At 72.9% G+C, this 18,256-nt stretch carries 18 protein-coding genes and 1 riboswitch; of the genes, 9 read left to right on the top strand and 9 right to left on the bottom strand.

What is annotated here, in order from left to right; translation table 11 throughout:
- Nucleotides 1-141: 141 nt before the first annotated feature.
- From AB0O67_RS11185 to AB0O67_RS11175, 3 genes are all read right to left on the bottom strand, one after another.
- Entirely contained in the window at nt 142-537 is a 396-nt protein-coding gene (locus AB0O67_RS11185; RefSeq protein ID WP_365448555.1) for a DUF3040 domain-containing protein, read from the bottom strand.
- Between the two features lie 276 nt (nt 538-813).
- Nucleotides 814-1,638, bottom strand: a complete 825-nt coding sequence (locus AB0O67_RS11180) for a methyltransferase (protein WP_365448553.1) — start codon at nt 1,636-1,638, stop codon at nt 814-816.
- Nucleotides 1,639-1,831: 193 nt separating this feature from the next.
- Nucleotides 1,832-2,407, bottom strand: a complete 576-nt coding sequence (locus tag AB0O67_RS11175) for an SAV_6107 family HEPN domain-containing protein (protein WP_365448551.1) — start codon at nt 2,405-2,407, stop codon at nt 1,832-1,834.
- A gap of 196 nt (nt 2,408-2,603) precedes the next feature.
- Here AB0O67_RS11175 and AB0O67_RS11170 point away from each other — a divergent pair, with 196 nt between their 5' ends.
- The 5 genes from AB0O67_RS11170 (at nt 2,604) to AB0O67_RS11150 (ending at nt 8,841) form a co-directional block, all read left to right on the top strand.
- A complete protein-coding gene (locus AB0O67_RS11170; protein WP_365448549.1) occupies nt 2,604-3,482 on the top strand; it encodes an ATP-binding cassette domain-containing protein in 879 nt (292 codons plus the stop codon).
- Entirely contained in the window at nt 3,454-5,538 is a 2,085-nt protein-coding gene (locus AB0O67_RS11165) for a YhgE/Pip domain-containing protein (RefSeq protein WP_365448547.1), read from the top strand. Before AB0O67_RS11170 ends, AB0O67_RS11165 begins: the two co-directional genes overlap by 29 nt.
- A 50-nt stretch (nt 5,539-5,588) precedes the next feature.
- Nucleotides 5,589-6,218: a TetR/AcrR family transcriptional regulator gene (locus AB0O67_RS11160; RefSeq protein ID WP_365448545.1), complete on the top strand. Its 630-nt coding sequence runs from the start codon at nt 5,589-5,591 to the stop codon at nt 6,216-6,218.
- 445 nt (nt 6,219-6,663) lie between these two features.
- On the top strand, nt 6,664-7,278 hold the full coding sequence (locus AB0O67_RS11155; RefSeq protein WP_365448543.1) for a DUF4126 domain-containing protein: 615 nt from the start codon (nt 6,664-6,666) through the stop codon (nt 7,276-7,278).
- A gap of 69 nt (nt 7,279-7,347) precedes the next feature.
- Nucleotides 7,348-8,841, top strand: coding sequence for an NAD(P)/FAD-dependent oxidoreductase (locus tag AB0O67_RS11150; protein WP_365448541.1), 1,494 nt, complete (start codon nt 7,348-7,350; stop codon nt 8,839-8,841).
- Between the two features lie 122 nt (nt 8,842-8,963).
- On the opposite strand, the gene AB0O67_RS11145 is transcribed toward AB0O67_RS11150, so the two are convergent.
- The 6 genes from AB0O67_RS11145 to AB0O67_RS11120 form a co-directional block, all read right to left on the bottom strand.
- Nucleotides 8,964-9,908 carry a hypothetical protein gene (locus AB0O67_RS11145; protein WP_365448539.1) on the bottom strand — a complete coding sequence of 315 codons (945 nt, stop codon included), beginning with the start codon at nt 9,906-9,908 and terminating at the stop codon, nt 8,964-8,966.
- A gap of 56 nt (nt 9,909-9,964) precedes the next feature.
- On the bottom strand, nt 9,965-10,888 hold the full coding sequence (metF, locus tag AB0O67_RS11140; RefSeq protein WP_365448537.1) for a methylenetetrahydrofolate reductase [NAD(P)H]: 924 nt from the start codon (nt 10,886-10,888) through the stop codon (nt 9,965-9,967).
- Between the two features lie 113 nt (nt 10,889-11,001).
- A complete protein-coding gene (gene thiE, locus AB0O67_RS11135) occupies nt 11,002-11,658 on the bottom strand; it encodes a thiamine phosphate synthase (RefSeq protein WP_365448535.1) in 657 nt (218 codons plus the stop codon).
- Between the two features lie 140 nt (nt 11,659-11,798).
- A complete protein-coding gene (locus tag AB0O67_RS11130; protein ID WP_365448533.1) occupies nt 11,799-12,164 on the bottom strand; it encodes an Rv2175c family DNA-binding protein in 366 nt (121 codons plus the stop codon).
- 77 nt (nt 12,165-12,241) lie between these two features.
- Nucleotides 12,242-13,405, bottom strand: a complete 1,164-nt coding sequence (locus tag AB0O67_RS11125; protein ID WP_365448561.1) for an FAD-dependent oxidoreductase — start codon at nt 13,403-13,405, stop codon at nt 12,242-12,244.
- A 96-nt stretch (nt 13,406-13,501) separates the two neighbouring features.
- Entirely contained in the window at nt 13,502-13,864 is a 363-nt protein-coding gene (locus AB0O67_RS11120; protein ID WP_365448531.1) for a hypothetical protein, read from the bottom strand.
- A gap of 52 nt (nt 13,865-13,916) precedes the next feature.
- Nucleotides 13,917-14,029, top strand: a riboswitch (TPP riboswitch).
- Here AB0O67_RS11120 and thiO point away from each other — a divergent pair.
- The 4 genes from thiO (at nt 14,026) to pknB (ending at nt 18,234) form a co-directional block, all read left to right on the top strand.
- Nucleotides 14,026-15,192, top strand: a complete 1,167-nt coding sequence (thiO, locus tag AB0O67_RS11115) for a glycine oxidase ThiO (RefSeq protein WP_365448529.1) — start codon at nt 14,026-14,028, stop codon at nt 15,190-15,192. It overlaps the preceding riboswitch by 4 nt.
- Entirely contained in the window at nt 15,189-15,389 is a 201-nt protein-coding gene (gene thiS, locus AB0O67_RS11110) for a sulfur carrier protein ThiS (RefSeq protein ID WP_365448527.1), read from the top strand. Before thiO ends, thiS begins: the two co-directional genes overlap by 4 nt.
- Nucleotides 15,390-15,392: 3 nt before the next feature.
- Nucleotides 15,393-16,190 (top strand): thiazole synthase, encoded by a 798-nt coding sequence (locus tag AB0O67_RS11105; protein WP_365448525.1) that lies wholly within the window; start codon nt 15,393-15,395, stop codon nt 16,188-16,190.
- Between the two features lie 118 nt (nt 16,191-16,308).
- Nucleotides 16,309-18,234 carry a Stk1 family PASTA domain-containing Ser/Thr kinase gene (gene pknB, locus AB0O67_RS11100; protein WP_365448523.1) on the top strand — a complete coding sequence of 642 codons (1,926 nt, stop codon included), beginning with the start codon at nt 16,309-16,311 and terminating at the stop codon, nt 18,232-18,234.
- The last annotated feature ends 22 nt before the right edge of the window (nt 18,235-18,256 follow it).

Genomic DNA, 18,256 nt, shown 5'->3' with positions numbered 1-18,256 from the left:
GACCTCGACGAGGCGTACGTGACCATGGAGCCCGAGTACATCGAGTCGGTCTGGTGGTCGCTGAAGGAGATCTTCAGCAAGGGCCTGCTCGTCCACACAGGACGGCAACCCCTCACATACGTCGGTGGGAGCGGTCGGGAATCAGTGGCCCTGCTGCTCGTCGCGGCGTCGCTGCCAGCGCTGCTCGATGCGGTCCATCATGGAGCGCCGCTGACGTCCCTGACGACCGGCGTGGGGGGCTCCCGCGGCGGGCTGCTCGCCCGGCTTGGGGGCCTTGCGCCAACCGGTCACGGCGAGTACCGCGCAGCCCAGCATGACGAGGAAGCCCACCACGCTGAGCCAGACCTGCTTGGCGACCATTCCGGCCATGAGGAGCGCGATACCTACGAGGAAGCCCGCGACCGCCTGGTAGACCCGTCGCCGGGTGTACGTACGCAGCCCGCTTCCCTCAAGCGCTGTCGCGAACTTGGGATCTTCGGCGTACAGCGCTCGCTCCATCTGCTCGAGCATGCGCTGCTCGTGCTCTGAGAGCGGCACGGAGTCCTCCTCATCGTGCAGTCGCCGGGGCGACCCGGGGGGTCCCTTCAGGATAGGCAGGGAATCGCCCCCGTGAAACCCGCCCCTCTGCGCCAATTGGCCAACCGGAACCCGCCATGGCCGGTCCGGCCCGCTGAGATTCACATTCCCCGGGGGCCGACCCGTCATGCCGGGCGGTCTCCCTCGATCATACGGCGGGAACGCCCCGATCGGGGGGCCTGTGGCGTACTCCATCCGCAAGCAACGCGCTGATCAGCGCCGTCTCACAGGAGCCCCTCATGCCCCCGCGGCCGCCTGCGTCTCGCCGAGCACATGAAGCTGCGTGGCCACCGCGCGGAACGCGGGCAGCTCGGCCGCGGCGGCTTCCAACTTGAGCAGCGCGTCCATGGCGCCGGGCTCGGTGTCCACCAGAACGCCGGGCACGAGATCCGCGAAGACCCGGACGCCGTGCACGGCGCCGACGGCGAGGCCGGCACCCTCGACCAGGTCGGTGAGCTGCTCGGCGGTGAAACGGCGCGGCATCGGGTCACCCGAGCCCCAGCGGCCGTTCGGGTCGTCGAGTGCCTGCTTGGCCTCCGTGAAGTGGCCCGCGAGGGCGCGCGCGAGCACGGCGCCGCCCAGACCGGCGGCCAGCAGGCTGAGGACTCCCTCGGGACGGAGCGCGGCGACCGCGTTGCGGATGCCCTCGGCCGGGTCGTCCACGTACTCCAGGACGCCGTGGCACAGCACCGCGTCGTACCCGCCCCGCTCGACCACGTCGAAGAGGCCGCGGGCGTCGCCCTGCACGCCCTTCACGCGGTCGGCGACCCCGGCCTCGGCGGCGCGGCGCTCCAGGGCGAACAGCGCGTTCGGGCTGGGGTCGACGACGGTGACGCGGTGGCCGAGGCCCGCGACCGGTACGGCGAAGTTGCCGCTGCCGCCCCCGGTGTCGAGGACGTCCAGCGACTCCCGGCCGGTGGCCTTGACCCGACGGTCCAGGGCCTCCTGGAGGACCTCCCACACCACTGCGGTGCGCAGCGCGGCGCGAGGACGAGGGTCGGAGCGCAGCGACGCCGCTTGCGGGTGACGGTGGGAGGCGGGCGGGCGCATCGGGTCCGACACGGCAGTTGACTCCTCGGCGCGGCACCGCCCTCGTGCGGGGCGGAGCGAACGGGCTGCCTCCCCGCCCGGGGCGCGGGCGGGAAGGCTTCAGGCGCCCTCCACCCTATTGCCTCGGGCGCACCGGCCGGTCACTGCGCTGGGCGCATATTCCTCCTGACCAAGAGCGGTGTCGGCGGCCGGCGCGTCCGGTGTCTCAGCCCGCGTCGGGCATGCCGCGGTCGCGGTCCGTGCCGGGGCCGCGGTCCTCCGCCTCGTCCGCGTCCGGGCGGGGGTGCGGGAGGACCGGCTGGAGCACCAGCATCCGCTCGACGAGGCGGAGGAACATCGCCACGTCGCGTATCAGGTCGTCGGCGTCCCGGCGGCTGGCCGCGCCCTGGATGCCCGCCTCGGCCCGGGCGCGGCGCCGGGCCCCCGAGGCGAACAGGGCGCTCCACTCGGTGAGCTCGGGCGCGATCTCGGGGAGCACTTCCCAGGCGCTCCGGATCCGGGCCCGGCGCCGGGGGCTGGTCTCTGGTCGACCCCGCGCGGCCAGTACGGCGGCGGCGGTGCGCAGGGCGGCGAGGTGGGCGATGGCGTAGCGCTCGTTCGGCGTTTCGAGGGCTGCTGCCTCTTCGAGCCCGGTGCGGGCCTGGGCGAGCAGGTCGAGGGCGGCGGGCGGGGCCGTGGCCCGGCGGAGCACGGGGTGCACGTCGCCCGCCGGACCGGTCAGTGAGGGGGCAGGGCCGGTGGCGCGGCGCCGACGGGCGGCGGCTGCGGACGAGTTGGCCATGACGAACCTCCTGTCGTCTTGGTGACGGCACGTCCTCATACGGGGGTGCCGTATGTGCCCATCGTGAGGTATGGCACTGACAATCCGTTCTGACCTGGCCCTTTGCTTCGCTCGAAGGTTCGGGTTAGTTTTTGCACTGACCAGTCAGTTCAAATAGTTCGGTTCAGAAACACCTGGGGGCGCTGTGGGGGGAACCGTGACGGGACTCGCCGTCACCACCCGCGACTTCGGGCTCGAGGGGCCCCGCGGCTGGGCATTCCGCGGCATCTCCTTCGCCGCGGAGCCCGGCTCGCTGATCGCGATCGAGGGCCCGTCCGGGTCGGGGCGCACGAGCCTGCTGCTCGCGCTCACCGGGCGGATGGAGGCCACCGAGGGGACGGCGGAGGTGGGCGACGCCCGGCTGCCGAAGCAGATGGCGGCCCTGCGCCGGGTCAGCGCGCTCGCGCACGTCCCCGGCGTCACCGACCTCGACCCGGCCCTGACCGTCGGGGAACACCTGCGCGAAAGGGCCCTGCTGCAGCGCCGGTTCGGCGTCTCGCTGCGGGGTCTGCTGCGGCCGCGTACCGAGCGCGCGAACCAGGCGCGGCTGCGGATCGACGCCGCCCTGACCGCCTCCGGACTCGACCGGGAGGCGCTGCCCAAGGGCTCGCGGACCGCCGTGCGGGACCTGGAGCGCGTGGAGGCGCTGCGGCTGTCCGTCGCGCTGGCGCTCGTCGGGCGCCCACGGCTGCTGGGGGTCGACGACGCCGACCTCAAGCTCTCCGACGCCGAGCGGGCCGAGGTGTGGGCGCTGCTCCGCTCGCTCACCGAGGCCGGGACGACCGTGGTGGCGGTGTGCAGCGAGGCGCCCGGGGACGCCGTGGTGCTGTCCACCGAGCGGGCCACGGGCGACGTACCGCAGGAGCCCGAGGCAGCCGGCACACGCGAAAACGCCGCCGGCGCCGACGAGGACGCAGACCCCGAAGGCACCGACAGTGATACCCCTGGCGACGGCCACGAAGACCAGGGCGGCCGGGCCGCCCGCGACGACGTGAAGGAGGCGGCGGATGCGTTCGCCGAGGCTGGCCGCGCTTGAACTGCGGCGGTTCGGCCGGGGGAAGCTTCCCCGGGCCGCCCTGGTGGCGCTTCTGCTGCTGCCGCTGCTGTACGGCGCGCTGTACCTCTGGTCCTTCTGGGACCCGTACGGCCGCCTGGACCGGCTCCCGGTGGCGCTGGTGAACGACGACAAGGGCGCGACCGCCGACGGGAAGCAGGTCGAGGCGGGCGACGACATCGTGGCGGGGCTGCGGGACAGCGAGGTCTTCGACTGGCACGAGGTGAGCGCCGAGGACGCGCGCGCGGGGGTCGAGGACGGCACGTACTACCTGTCGCTGACCATGCCGGCCGACTTCAGCAGGCGCATCGCCTCCAGTTCGGGCGACTCCCCCGAGACGGGCGCGCTTCAGGTCCGCACGAACGACGCGAACAACTACATCGTCGGGCAGATATCGCGGACGGTGTTCAGCGAGGTACGCACGGCGGCATCCACGAAGGCGTCGCGGTCCTTCCTGGACCGGATCTTCATCTCGTTCTCGGACATCCACGGCGAGACGGTGAAGGCGGCCGGCGGTGCCGACAAGCTCAAGAGCGGCATCGGTACGGCCGAGAAGGGCTCCAAGGACCTCGCCGACGGCCTGAAGGAGGCCAAGGACGGCAGCGGGGACCTCTCCTCGGGCCTGACGAAGCTCACCACCGGCGCCGGTGACCTGAGGGACGGTTCGGCGCGGGTCGCGGAGGGTACGCAGACGCTCGCCGACCAGGTCAACGGGATCGCGGACAAGCTGGGGCCCTTCCTGGAGGAGAACGAGAAGACCATCGGTGACACGGCGCGGCTGGTCGCCGACTCGTCCGCCGCGATCCGGGACAACCTCGACACGCTGGTGAAGCGGGCCCCGGCCGCCGCCACGGGAGCCCATCTTGCCTCCGACACGCTGAGCGAAATCCACAAGAGGCGCTGCGAGACCCCCGTGCTGCCCGACGCGGCCTGCTCCGACCTGGAGAAAGCAATGGACTCGGCGGCCGACGTGGCCACGATCGCGGACGACCTCAACACGGTGATCAGCGGCTACGACGGCGACATGGACAAGCTCGACGGGCACCTCGTCACCCTGGAGGAGCAGGCCCGGGCGCTCGCCCAGGACGCCCCGCACCTGTCGGAGGACCTCGACGAGGCCGTCGCCAGGATCAACAAGCTGAACGACGGCGCCGGGAAGGTCGCCAAGGGCGCCAAGACGCTGCACACGGGGCTGGGCACCGCCCGGACGGGCGCGGTGGACCTCGACACGGGCGTCGGCGAGCTCAAGACAGGCGCGGACGACCTCAGCGGGGGCATGTTCAAGCTGGTCGACGGTTCCGTGAAGCTGGCGAACGGGCTGCACGACGGCGCGGAGCAGATCCCCGACTACGACGAGCGGGAACGCGACGCGCGGACCGAGGTCATGGCGGACCCCGTCCAGCTCGCCTCCAAGTCGCTGCACGAGGCGCCCAACTACGGCACGGGTTTCGCCCCGTACTTCATACCACTGTCCCTGTGGGTGGGCGCGATGGTGGCCTACATGCTGATCGCGCCGCTCAACCGGCGGGCGCTGGCCACCGGAGCCTCGGCCTGGCGGATCGCGCTCGCGGGCTGGCTGCCGGTGCTGGCGATCGGCGTGCTCCAGACGGCGGCCCTGATGTCGGTGCTGCACTGGGCGGTCGGCCTGGAGATGGCGCGGGCGGCCGGGACGGTGGGCTTCCTGTTCCTGGTGACGGCGTGCTTCGCGGCGATCGTCCAGTGGCTGAACGCGCGCTTCGGCGCCGCCGGCCGGATCCTGGTGCTGGCCCTGCTGATGCTGCAGCTGACCTCCGCCGGGGGCACGTACCCCGTGCAGACCAGTCCGGGCTTCTTCAACGCGCTGCACCCGTTCCTGCCGATGAGCTACATCGTCGAGGCGCTCAGGAGGCTCATCACGGGTGGTGGCCTCGGTCCCGTGTGGCAGGCGTGCGTGGTGCTCGCCGCGTTCACCGCGGGCGCCCTCGCGCTGACCGCGCTGTCGGCCCGCCGCCGCCAGGTGTGGACACTGGACCGGCTGCACCCGGAGCTGAGCCTGTGACCTCGTCGGCTGCGCCCTACAACGATGCCGTTCCTGTGACAATCAGGGCCATGGAAAGCAGCAGCGCCACGTCGGGGGCGAGTACCCGCCGCGAGGCGACCCGGCAGAAGCTCTACGAGGCGGCCGTCACGCTCATCGCGGAGCAGGGCTTCTCCGCGACCACGGTGGACGAGATCGCCGAGCGGGCCGGGGTCGCCAAGGGCACCGTGTACTACAACTTCGCCAGCAAGTCCGTCCTCTTCGAGGAGCTGCTGCGGCACGGCGTGGGCCTGCTGACCGCCTCGCTGAAGGAGGCGGCCGAGCGGACGGCGAAGGACGGCGGCACCCGGGTGGCCGCACTCGACGCGATGATCCGGGCCGGGCTCGTCTTCATCGACCGCTATCCGGCCTTCACGCAGCTGTACGTCGCCGAGCTGTGGCGCACCAACCGCGCCTGGCAGTCCACGCTGCTGGTGGTCCGGCAGGAGGCGGTGGCCGTCGTCGAGGACGTGCTGCGCGAGGGCATCGAGCAGGGTGAGTTCAGCGAGGAGATCGACGTGTCGCTGACTGCGGCGGCGCTGGTCGGGATGGTGCTGGTGGCCGCGCTGGACTGGCAGGCGTTCCAGCCGGAGCGCTCCCTGGACGATGTGCACGCGGCGCTGTCGCGGCTGTTGCAGGGACGGGTGAGCGGACGGCCGTAGGGGCTCGGGCCGACGACTCGGGTGGGCCGCCCGGGTGGTGCGGGCGACGCGGGTGGATGTACCAGGCAGAAACAGAGAGCGCCGGTCCGGATCGTGGCCGCGTCCCCCGCGGGCCACGCCGGACCGGCGCTTCCTCGTGCTCCCCCGATACCCCCGTGTTTCCCGTTCCCCCCGTTGGGCCCCCGTCCGGTCGTCCCTCCCCGGGTTCCCCCGTGCCTCGCTCCCGCCGACCTGAGCCGGCGGAAGGAGCGGTCCAGGGCCTCGCCGTTCCGCCGCCCCGTGTCGGCGGTGCCGGCGCCGGGCCCCTTTCCGTGCCACTACTCTCTCGTTCGCGCGGGTTTGGCCCCATCCGCGTGCGTACTCATCTCCGTGACTGAGTACGGATACTCAGTCGTCGGTGTTCGTCCCCAGGACGCGCGGCCGCCCGGTGGTTACGATCGCGTCCGTGTCCGTACTCCCTCTCGTCTTCACCAGCGGCTGGGCCAGCGGCGTCAACGCGTACGCCGTGGTGCTGCTGCTCGGCTTCTTCGGCGCGACCGGGCTGAGCGACGAGATCCCTGAGACGCTGCAGCGCCCCGAGGTGCTCGTCACCGCGGGCGTGCTGTTCCTCTGCGAGGCGGTCGCCGACAAGATCCCGTACGTCGACTCCGCGTGGGACTCCGTGCACACGCTGATCCGGCCCGCCGCGGGCGCCTGGGTCGGGGCGCTGCTCGCCGGGCAGAGCGCCTCGCTGTCCGATCTGGCGGCGGGTGCGATCGGCGGTTCGACGGCGTTGGCCAGCCATGCGGTCAAGGCCGGGAGCCGGATGGCGGTCAACGCGTCGCCGGAGCCCTTCAGCAACGTGATCATCAGCATCGCCGAGGACCTGGGCGTCGGCGGGCTGGTGACGTTCGCGATCTTCTACCCCGAGGCGGCGGCGATCATCGCGGCGATCCTGCTGGTCACCGGTCTGATCACCCTGTACTTCCTGGCCTCCCGCATCCACCGCTTCCTGCGCCGCAGAGCACAACGCCGGGAGGAACGGCGGTTGGCGGAGCGGGAGGGCGGTCCGCCGGGGTGAGGCCGGGCGTCCGCCCCAGGTCAGAGGCCCGGTCACGCGGTGTCAGCGGTGGCCGATAAAGTCGCGGGCATGGCACGGATTGCGGTGATCGGCGCCGGGATGGGCGCCATGGCGGCTGCCGCGCGGCTGGCCGTGGCGGGCCACCGAGTGACGGTGTACGAGCGTACGGAGACGTACGGCGGGGCGGTGCGGCGGCGGGAGCGGGACGGGTTCGCCTTCGACACCGGTCCCGGCCTGCTGCCGTTGCCCGCGGTCTGGCGGGACCTGTTCCTCAAGACCGGCAAGGAGCCGCTGGAGGCGTGCGTCGAGCTGACGCAGGTCGACCCGTCGGCCCGGCACGTCTTCGCGGACGGCACGGAGGTCTCCTTGCCGAACGCCTCGCGCGCGGGCGTCGTCGCCGCACTCGACGAGGCGCTGGGCTCCGGCGCGGGCGACCGCTGGGGCGACTTCCTCGTGCGGGCCCGCGAGGCCTGGGACCGGACGCGCCGGCCGCTCCTGGAGGAGCCGCTCTGGCCCGACTGGCCGGTGCTCGCCGAGCGCGAGCCCTACCCCTCGGTCCCGCACAAGAAGCTGCTGCGCACCCGCCGGGCCGGCACGCTCGCCGAGGTCGGCGCCTGGGAGCTGCGCGAGCCCCGGCTGATCGCCCTGCTGGAGAGCCACGCGCTGGCGTACGGCCTCGACCCGCGCGTCGCGCCGGCGAGCGCGGCCGTGCTGCCGTACATGGAGCACGCCTTCGGCGCCTGGTACGTGCGCGGCGGCATCCGGGAGCTGGCGCGCGCGGTCCACGAGCGGTGTCTGGCCCGCCGGGTCGAGTTCGTCTTCGGCGCCGAGGTCACCGGACTCCTGGAGAAGGACGGCCGGGCGGCGGGCGTGGAGCTGGCCGGCGGGACGGTCGCGGAGGCGGACTTCGTGGTCGCCGGTGTCGCGCCCGGCGCGCTGCCGGACATGCCGCCGCGAACCACCGGCGAGGTCCCGCCCCGGCACGGGCTGCCCAGCCGCCTGACGGTGCTGCTGGCGCTGCGCGGCCCCCGTCCGCAGGGCACACCGCACCGGACGGTGGTGCACACCGCGGACAGGGAGGGCGAGTTGGAGGCCGTCTTCGGCGCCGGGCTGCCGGGACCCGGGGCTTGGCACCCCACGGTCACGGTCCTGCGCCCCGACGATCCGCGTCTCGTCCCGGACTCCGGCCACGAGGCGGCCACCCTGACGGCCACCGTGCCGGCGTCGGCCTCGCCGCAGAGCTGCGCCGACCAGGCCGAAGCCATGATCACCGCTGCCGAGCGCGCGATCCCGGACCTCCGTTCCCGCCTTCTGCGGCACGAGCCGTACACCCCGGCCGACATCGCCGAGGCGACCGGGGCGCAGGGCGGAGCGATCCCGCCTCCGGCGCTGGCGGCGGCCGGGGGCAGACTGCTGCATCCCTCCAACAGCACCGCGCTGCCGGGCCTGTTCGCGGTCGGCGGCTGGTCCCACCCGGGCGGTGGCCTCCCGCACGCCGGGATGTCGGGCGCGCTGGTGTCGGGACTGATCGTGGAGGGCCCCGACTTCCGCGGCTCCCAGTGAGGACACGCGGCCGCCGGATTCCGTTCTGCGACGAGGCTCCCGGACGGCAGTGAGCCCCGCGGTTCCCCTCACGAGGATCCGCGGGGCTCCCAAGAACCCACTACTTCCGCACGTTCAGTGACTCAGAACCGGTACCGCTCGTCGTACCCGTTCCCCTGCTGCGCCTGACCGTCCCCCTGATACGGATACGGCTGCTCCTGCGGCAGCTCGCCCCCGTACGGGTCGTCGGTGTTGCGCTGCTGCGGCACCCACACACCGCCGGACGGGGTCTCGCCGCCGTAGCCGCCGGTGGCGTACTGGTCCTGACCGTAGCTCTGCTGGCCGTACTGCTGCTGGTCGTACCCGGTGTCGTACGACCCGCCGTAGGTCTGGGTGCCGATGTACGGGTCGGAGTAGGCCGCGTACTGCTGCTGACCGGTGGTGTCGTAGCCGTACTGCTGCTGGCCGTAGCCCGAGTAGCCGTCGTAGGCGTAGGCCTGGTCGCTGGACTGGGCGGCCGCCGCGTACTGGTCCTGGGTCTGGCTTTGGGTGGCGTGGGCGCCGGTGTCGCCGTACACGCCGTAGGAGCCGGTGTCGTCGGGCAGCGGCTGCGGCTCGTACACGGAGGTGGTCTCGGCGGCCGTCGCGGCGCCGGGGCGGGCGGGCGTGAAGACGTCGTCGCGCTCGTAGTCGTCCTGGCCGTATCCGGCGCCGCCCTGCTCGTACTTGCCGTCGCCGTCACCGTAGCCGGACGCTTCGAGGTCGGAGACCTCCAGCGCCGGGTCCTGGTGCTCCGGCTCACCGCGGCGGCGCTTGCTGCCGCCCAGACTCGGACGCCCGGTGACCGCCCATCCGGCGGCGAAGCCACGGCGGAACGACAGCGTGACGTAGGTCTGCCCGACCGCGAAGGCGGCCGCGCCCAGTCCGATCACGATGACGGACGGGATCAGTACCCCGACGACGACACCGAGGAAGCCCGCGAACGCCAGCAACCGCCAGCGAAGCCGCGCCTTGTACTGCAGCAGCACCTCGCCGAGCAGCCACAGCGCGACGATGCCGAACGCGATGTAGAGGACCGTCCAGCCCATGTACGCCCCTCTCCCAGTGGCCGCTACGCAGTGTGTCGTATGAGCGTGCGACCGGTCTAGGCCCGCGGTGGGTGGTGCGGGCCCAGGTTCTCGTAGATTTCCAGGGTCGCCGTGGAGTTGTTGAGCGTGATGAAGTGCAGACCCGGCACTCCCTCCGCCAGCAGCCGTGCGCAGAACTCCGTGGCGAACTCGATCCCAATGGAGCGTACAGCGGACGGATTGTCTTTCGCTGTGAGGATCCGCTCTTTCAGGGTGGACGGAATGTGAGCGTTGCTGAGCTGCGGCAGCCGCTCCAGCATCCGCACGCTGGTCACGGGCATGACCTCGGGGATGACCGGCGTCTCGCAGCCCGCGGCGGCCACTCGGTCACGCAGTCGAAGGTAGGACTCCGGCTGGAAGAACATCTGTGTGATCGCGTAGTCGGCGCCGGCTCGGCACTTGTCGACGAAGTGCTCGACGTCCGTGTCCCAGTCGGCGGAGCGCGGGTGCATCTCCGGGAAGGCCGCGACGCCGACGCAGAAGTCGCCCGACTCCTTGATGAGGCGGACGAGTTCGGCGGCGTAGGCCAGGCCCTTGGGGTGCGGCACCCAGTCACCCATGGGGTCGCCGGGCGGGTCGCCGCGCAGGGCGAGCATGTTGCGGATGCCGGCGTCGGCGAACTGGCCGATCACATTGCGCAGCTCACCGATCGAGTGGTCGACGGCCGTGAGGTGGGCGACCGGGGTGAGCGTGGTGTCGGCGACGATCTGCTGCGTCTCCTTGACCGTGCTCGCGCGGGTGGAACCTCCGGCGCCGTACGTCACGGAGACGAAGTCGGGGGCCACCGCCTCGACCCTGCGCAGCGCCTCCCACAGGCTGCGCTCGCCCTTGGCCGTCTTCGGCGCGTAGAACTCGAACGAGTACGTGGTCCTGCCGGGGGCGAGCATGTCACGCACGGTGCGTGCGCGATCAGTCCTGGTGGATGCGGTTCCGAGGGCCATACGGGCAGGTTAGCCAGGGGGCGCCTGTCCCCCAACCGGATGCAGGAAATTTGCCCGGATTGTCGGCTCGTTGTCCATCCCTTGGACACCCGGCGGTCACATGGGGTCACGCCTCAGGCGCCACGCAGCCGCTTGGCGAACTCCGCCGCGGCCGCGCCCGGATCGTCCGCCTCGGTGATCGCGCGGACGACGACGACCCGGCGGGCACCCGCGTCGAGGACCTCGTCGAGGTTGCCGAGGTCGATGCCGCCGATGGCGAACCAGGGGCGGTCGGTGCCCAGCGCGGCCGTGCGCCGGACGAGGTCGAGGCCGGGGGCGTGACGGCCGGGCTTGGTGGGGGTGGGCCAGCAGGGTCCGGTGCAGAAGTAGTCGACGCCCTCCTGGACGGCCGCCGCCTCGGCCTCGGCCTCCGCGTGCGTGGAGCGGCCTACCAGGACGTCGTCGCCGAGGATCGCCCGGGCCGCGGGGACCGGGAGGTCGCCCTGGCCGAGGTGGAGCACACCGGCGCCGGCGGCGTGGGCTACGTCCGCGCGGTCGTTGACCGCGAGCAGCTTGCCGTGCCGGGCGCAGGCGTCGGCGAAGACCTCCAAGTGCTCCAGCTCCTCGGCGGCTTCCATGCCCTTGTCGCGCAGCTGCACGATGTCGACCCCGCCGGCCAGGACTGCGTCCAGGAACTCGGGCAGGTCGCCCTGGCGCTGACGGGCGTCCGTGCACAGGTAGACACGGGCGTCGGCGAGCCGGGCGCGAGCGGTGGCGGCGGTGTCGGGCATGCGTGGGTCCCCCCGTGGATCAGTACCTCTGGGTGTGCCTGCGGGTGGCGTACGGGCCCCGCCGGGCGCGGTCGGCCCGGGGCCGGGGCCCGCGGACCGCGGCCCGTACGCCGGTCAGGCTCTTTCGGGTCGGGCTGGGATCAGACGGCGAGTGCCTGGGCCCGCCGCTTCACCTCCGTGCCGCGATTCTCGCTGAGCGCCTGCGCGGGCGTGCCCGGCAGGCTCGGGTCGGGGGTGAAGAGCCACTCCACCATCTCTTCGTCCGTGAAGCCGTCGTCCCGCAGGAGCGTCAGGGTCCCGGACAGGCCCTTGACGACCTTGTCCCCGTCGATGAAGGCGGCGGGCACGTGCAGCGCGCGGTTCTCACCCCGGCGCACGGCGATGAGCTGGCCGTCCTTGACCAGCTGCCGCACACGCGTCACCTCGACGCCGAGCATTTCGGCGATGTCGGGGAGGGTGAGCCAGGCGGGGACGAGAGCATCGATCTTTGCGTCAATCTCGGTCACGGGAACAAGCCTGCCATCCCCCACCGACAGTCGGAAGTCAGCCCCGCCCACCGACCCCGCCCACCTGCGACGACGCGTTACGCCGTGGCCGCCTTCAGAGGGCGTGCCGGGTCGGCCAGCAGGTCCGGGTCCATCACGGTCCCGGCCTCGATCAGCCGCCGGCCCTGCGCCAGGTCCCGCGGGCGGCCCACCGCGAGCAGCGCGGCGAGCCGGCCCTCGCGCAGCCAGCACACCGACCAGGCGGGCCCGGCGGGGTCACCGCGCCACACGGTGGTGTCTGCGGTGGTGTGGTGCCCGACGTACTGCACGAACCGCCCGAACTGCTCGGACCAGAAGTACGGCACCGGGTCGTAGACCGCCGGTGCCTCGCCGATGATGTTCGCGGCGACCGTGCGGGGGCCCTGCAGGGCGTTGTCCCAGTGGTGCACCATCAGCCGCTCGCCGTAGCGCCCCGAGGGGAAGGACGCGCAGTCGCCGACCGCGTAGACGTCCGGCGCCGAGGTGCGCAGGTGGTCGTCGGCCACGACCTCGCCGTACCAGCCGAGCTCGATGCCGGAGCCGGCGAGCCAGCGCGTGGCGGGCCGGGCGCCGATGCCGACCACGACGGCGCCGGCGGGCACCCGCGTGCCGTCGTCCAGGACGACCGCGCCCGGCTCGACGCTCCGCACGCGCGCGTGGGTGCGCAGGACGGCGCCGCTGTCGGCGTACCAGGCGCTCATCGGCGCGGCCACGTCGGCGGGCAGTGCCCCGGCGAGGGGACGGGCGGCGGCCTCGACGACGGTCACCGCGCAGCCGGCCTCCCGGGCGGCCGTGGCGAACTCCGCGCCGATCCAGCCAGCGCCGACGACCACGATGTCGTGCTGCAGGGCGAGCACCGGCCGCAGCCGCTCGGCGTCGTCCAGGGTGCGCAGCAGGTGCACACCGGGGACGCCCTCCGCGCCCGGCAGGGTGACGGGTTCGGCACCGGTGGCGAGGACCAGCACGTCGTAGGGCACCGGGCCGGACTCGGTGTCCAGCCCGTGGTCGGCGAGGCGCACGCCGGTCACCTCGCGCCCCAGGTGCAGCTCGATGCCGAGCGCCTCGAAGTCGACGTCGAAGGCGGAGCCCTCGGCCTTGCCGAGCAGGACCGCCTTGGAGAGCGGCGGCCGGTCGTACGGTTGGTGCGGCTCGGCGCCGATCAGCGTCACGGTGCCGGGGAAGCCCTGTTCCCGCAGGGCCACCGCGGTCTGCACCCCGGCCATCCCCGCCCCCACGACGACCACGCGCCGCGCCTGTGCCCTCTTCTGCTCGCTCACCTGATCACCATAGACAACTGACAGTTTGTCAGTAAGGGGGTGCTACCGGTCGCCTTCCCCGGATCTCCGGCCGACCTGCTCGACCACGCTCGTCCCGCTGCCCGCCTGCGACTCCCACTCCCAGCTCTCCTCCAGTCGCACCCGCCCGTCGGGCAGTTCCACGACCGTCGAAACGCAGTGCCCCGAGGACGTCGTACCGTCCTGCTTGAGCTGCACGTACCGGAAGTCCAGCCGGTCGCCCTCGCGGGTGCCCACCAGGTATCCGCGCACGACGTCCCCACCGGCGTACTCGGCCCGGATCTCGCCGTCCTGCTCGTGGTACGTGAACCGGGTGCGCGTCCCGACCTGTCCCGGGGCCTGGTCGGCGACGGGAGCGAGGACGAGTCCGTCCAGTGAGCGGGCCATGCCGGGAGGCTCCCTTACAGAGGCGTGCGGGCAAGAGCTAGGGTGGCCACCGTAGAGCACTCGCGGGAGCCCGGACGTACCGGGCTGAGAGGGAGGCTGGCCGGCCTCCGACCGTACGAACCTGATCCGGGTCATGCCGGCGAAGGGAGGGGCTGAAGCCCGTGTCGTCCTCCGCACGTACGTCAGACGTCCTCGTCATCGGGGGCGGAATCATCGGCCTGGTCACGGCCTGGCGGGCCGCACAGCGTGGACTCGCCACCGCCGTACTCGACCCCGAACCCGGCGGCGGGGCCGCCCAGGTGGCGGCCGGCATGCTCGCCGCCGTCACGGAACTCCACTACGGCGAGGAGACCCTGCTCGGTCTGAACCTCGCCTCGGCCCGCCGCTATCCGGACTTCGCGGCCGAGCTCACCGACCTCACCGGACACGACCTCGGCTACCGCCGGTGCGGCACCCTGGCCGTCGCACTGGACGCCGACGACCGCGCCCACCTGCGCGAACTGCATGCCCTGCAACGGCGCTACGGGCTGGACTCCGAGTGGCTGTCGGGCCGGGAGTGCCGCCGCCTGGAGCCGATGCTCGCGCCGGGTGTGCGCGGCGGGCTGCGGGTGGACGGCGACCACCAGATCGACCCGCGGCGGCTCTCGGCCGCCCTGGTGGCCGCCTGCGGCCGGGCGGGCGTGATCTTCCACCGGGAGTGGGCCGAGCGGCTGCTGGTCGTCCGGGAGCGGGCGGCGGGCGTCGTCACGCGCGCGGGGACCGAGGTGGGCGCCGGGCAGGTGGTGCTGGCCGCCGGGAGCCTCAGCGGGCGGCTGGCGGGCGTCCCGGACGCCGTGCTGCCGCCCGTGCGGCCGGTGAAGGGGCAGGTGCTGCGACTGACCGTGCCCCCGGCCCACGCGCCGTTCCTGAACCGCACCGTGCGCGCGGTGGTGCGCGGCAGCCATGTGTACCTGGTGCCGCGCGAGAGCGGCGAGCTGGTCGTCGGCGCCACCAGCGAGGAACTGGGCTGGGACACCACGGTCACCGCCGGGGGCGTGTACGAGTTGCTGCGCGACGCGCACGAGCTGGTCCCCGGCATCACCGAGCTGCCCCTTACCGAGACCCGCGCGGGTCTGCGCCCCGGGTCGCCCGACAACGCCCCCCTGCTCGGCCCGACCGGCCTGGACGGCCTGCTGCTGGCCACCGGCCACTACCGCAACGGTGTCCTGCTCACCCCGGTCACCGGCGACGCCATGGCGCACGTCCTGACCACCGGTGAACTCCCGGACGAGGCCCGTCCCTTCACGCCGAAGCGCTTCGGCGCCGTACTCACGGAGCAGCCCGCATGATCATCTCCGTCAACGGGGAGCCCCGCCGGATCACCGACGGCACGGCCCTCGACACCCTCGTACGCACGCTCACCGCGGCGCCCTCCGGTGTGGCCGCCGCCCTCAACGAAACCGTCGTCCCGCGCGCGCAGTGGCCCGTCACGCCCCTCTCCGAGGGTGACCGTGTCGAGGTCCTCACCGCCGTCCAAGGAGGCTGACCCATGGCCGACGATCCCTTCGTCCTCGGGGGTACGACCTTCACCTCGCGGCTGATCATGGGCACCGGCGGTGCGCCCAGCCTGGACGTGCTGGAGCGGGCGCTGGTCGCCTCCGGAACGGAGCTGACCACCGTGGCGATGCGGCGCGTCAACCCCGATGTGCACGGCTCCGTCCTGTCGGTGCTGGACAGGCTGGGCATCCGGATGCTGCCCAACACGGCCGGCTGCTTCACGGCCGGGGAGGCCGTGCTGACCGCCCGCCTCGCGCGCGAGGCCCTCGGCACCGACCTGGTCAAGCTGGAGGTCATCGCCGACGAACGCACCCTGCTGCCGGACCCGATCGAGCTGCTGGACGCCGCGGAGACGCTGGTGGACGACGGTTTCACGGTGCTGCCCTACACCAACGACGACCCTGTGCTGGCGCGCAGGCTCCAGGACGTGGGCTGTGCCGCGATCATGCCGCTCGGGTCGCCGATCGGCTCGGGGCTCGGCATCCGCAACCCGCACAACTTCCAGCTGATCGTCGAGCACGCGCGCGTGCCGGTGATCCTGGACGCGGGAGCGGGCACGGCGTCGGACGCGGCGTTCGCGATGGAGCTGGGGTGCGCGGGTGTGATGCTGGCCTCAGCCGTGACCCGGGCCCAGGAACCGGTGCTGATGGCCGCCGCCATGCGCAACGGCGTGGAGGCGGGACGGCTGGCCCGGCTGGCGGGGCGTATCCCCCGGCGGCACTTCGCGGAGGCCTCCTCGCCGGTGGCGGGGATGGCCGCGCTGGACCCGGAGCGGCCCGCCTTCCAGTGATCCCCTACCACGTGGTCGCGCGTGCGCGCGCCAGACACGTCACAGGTCCGCTGCAGTACCGCCCCGATGCTCCGGGAACCGGCGAGCGGTGTCGGTGACGGCTCGTACACTCGCCTGCGTGGACACGACCCTTCAAGACCCTCTGGTCGGGCGACTGCTCGACGGCCGTTACCGCGTCGACGCGCGGATCGCGGTCGGCGGGATGGCCACGGTCTACCGAGCCGTGGACACCCGCCTCGACCGCGTCCTCGCGCTCAAGGTGATGCACCCGACCCTGGCCGCCGACGTCTCCTTCGTCGAGCGCTTCATCCGCGAGGCCAAGTCGGTGGCCCGGCTCGCCCACCCGAATGTCGTCCAGGTGTTCGACCAGGGGGCGGACGGATCGTACGTCTACCTGGCGATGGAGTACGTCTCCGGCTGCACCCTGCGGGACGTGCTGCGCGAGCGCGGGGCGCTGCAGCCGCGGGCCGCGCTGGACATTTTGGAGCCGGTCCTGGCCGCGCTGGGCGCCGCCCACCGCGCCGGGTTCGTGCACCGGGACATGAAGCCGGAGAACGTCCTCATAGGGGACGACGGCCGGGTCAAGGTCGCCGACTTCGGGCTCGTCCGGTCCGTGGACACGGTCACCCAGACCACCGGGTCCGTCCTCGGCACCGTCTCCTACCTCGCGCCCGAGCAGATCGAGCACGGCAGCGCCGATCCCCGCGTCGACGTGTACGCGTGCGGTGTGGTGCTCTACGAGATGCTGACCGGCGGCAAGCCGCACACCGGGGAATCGCCCGCCCAGGTGCTCTACCGGCATGTGCACGAGGACGTCCCGCCGCCCTCGGCGGCCGTGCCCGGCCTGGCGTACGAGCTGGACGAGCTGGTCGCCGCGGCGACCGCCCGCATGCCGGAGATCCGCCCGTACGACGCCGTGGCGCTGCTCGCCCGGGTCCGCGAGTCGCGGGCCGCGCTCGGTGCCGAGCAGCTCGACGCGGTGCCCCCGCAGGCGGTCACCGCGCAGCACGACAACGCCGACGACCGCACGAGCGTCATCCCGCGCGCGCTCACCGCGCTGCGGCAGCTGCCCGTGAACGAGGACGACGACGAGTCCCGGTACCACCGGACCAGCCGTCTGGAGTCGCCGCCCCTGGACACCCCGCGCCGCAGCCCCCGCCCGCGGCGCACGGTCGTCACGCTCGTCGCCGCGGTCCTGCTGGCACTGGGCCTCGGTCTGGGTGTCTGGTACATCAACTCCGGCCAGTTCACCGAGGTCCCGCCGCTGCTGGCGAAGACCGAGGCGCAGGCCGAGGACCGGCTCGCGGACGCCGGTCTGGAGGTCGGGCAGGTCAGGCACGCCTACAGCGACACGGTGAGGCGCGGCACGGTCATCAGCACCGACCCGGCGCCCGGCGCCCGGATCCGGCACAACGACTCCGTGACGCTGACCGTCTCCGACGGCCCCGAGACGGTGAAGGTGCCGGACGTCGCGGGCCACCGGCTGGACAAGGCGCGCGACCTCCTCCAGGGCAGCGGCCTGGAGCCGGGCATGGTGACCCGGGAGTTCAGCGAGGACGTCCCGCGGGGCTCCGTGATCAGCTCGAACCCCGCGACGGGCACCACGACGCGGGCCGGCACCGCGATCGCGCTCACCGTCAGCAAGGGCGCCCCCGTCGACATCCCGGACGTCACCGGCGGCGACCCGGCCGAGGCCAGGCAGGAGCTCCAGGAGGCGGGCCTGAAGGTGCGCGTCGCCACGCAGCGGATCAACTCGGAGCACGAGGCGGGCCGGGTCGCCCGGCAGAACCCGGGCCCCGGCGGCGAGGCCGCCGAGGGTGACACGGTGACGCTGACGCTCTCCAAGGGCCCGGAGATGATCGAGGTCCCGGACGTGGTGGGCGACGGCGTGGGCGAGGCCAAGCAGAAGCTTCAGGGCGCCGGTTTCGAGGTCGAGGAGGACCGCGGCCTGCTCGGCCTGTTCGGCGACACCGTGCGCGACCAGTCCGTGCAGGGCGGGGAGACCGCGCCCAAGGGGTCGACGATCACCCTCAAGATCCGCTGACGGGAGGCCGCGGGGCGCATGA

The sequence above is a fragment of the Streptomyces sp. NPDC086077 genome, from assembly GCF_040686175.1.
In the GTDB taxonomy this organism is placed as follows: Bacteria; Actinomycetota; Actinomycetes; order Streptomycetales; family Streptomycetaceae; genus Streptomyces.
The sequence above is the reverse complement of the archived record's forward strand: the minus strand, read 5'-3'. Positions and strand labels throughout refer to the sequence as shown.